Source organism: Actinocorallia sp. A-T 12471 (assembly GCF_033875155.1).
GTDB lineage: Bacteria > Actinomycetota > Actinomycetes > Streptosporangiales > Streptosporangiaceae > Actinocorallia.
Window position 1 is genome coordinate 1 of sequence record NZ_JAWZTE010000028.1, and the last position, 916, is coordinate 916.

Sequence of the window (916 nt, forward strand, 5' to 3'; positions counted from 1 at the left end):
GTGGAGGGAGTCCTCATCTGGAGGCAGGTTTCCCGCTTAGATGCTTTCAGCGGTTATCCCTTCCGAACGTAGCCAACCAGCCGTGCCCTTGGCAGAACAACTGGCACACCAGAGGTTCGTCCGTCCCGGTCCTCTCGTACTAGGGACAGATCCTCGCAAGACTCCTACGCGCGCAGCGGATAGGGACCGAACTGTCTCGCGACGTTCTAAACCCAGCTCGCGTGCCGCTTTAATGGGCGAACAGCCCAACCCTTGGGACCTACTCCAGCCCCAGGATGCGACGAGCCGACATCGAGGTGCCAAACCATCCCGTCGATATGGACTCTTGGGGAAGATCAGCCTGTTATCCCCGGGGTACCTTTTAGCCGTTGAGCGACACCACTTCCACACGTAGGTGCCGGATCACTAGGCCCAGCTTTCGCTCCTGCTCGACCCGTCGGTCTCACAGTCAAGCTCCCTTGTGCCCTTGCACTCGCCACCTGATTACCAACCAGGCTGAGGGAACCTTTGGGCGCCTCCGTTACATTTTGGGAGGCAACCGCCCCAGTTAAACTACCCACCAGGCACTGTCCCCCACCCCGATAAGGGGCGCGGGTTAGACATTCGAAACAACCAGAGTGGTATTTCACCAATGACTCCACCCGAACTAGCGTCCAAGCTTCACAGTCTCCCACCTATCCTACACAAGCCATTCCAAACACCAATGCCAAGCTATAGTGAAGGTCCCGGGGTCTTTCCGTCCTGCTGCGCGTAACGAGCATCTTTACTCGTAGTGCAATTTCGCCGGGCCTGTGGTTGAGACAGCGGGGAAGTCGTTACGCCATTCGTGCAGGTCGGAACTTACCCGACAAGGAATTTCGCTACCTTAGGATGGTTATAGTTACCACCGCCGTTTACCGGCGCTTAGATTCTCAGC

1 rRNA gene is annotated in these 916 nt (G+C 57.2%); it reads right to left on the reverse strand.

Features of this window, described 5'->3' with window-relative positions:
- A 23S ribosomal RNA gene (locus tag R9X44_RS35565) occupies positions 1-916 on the reverse strand; the annotation flags it as partial.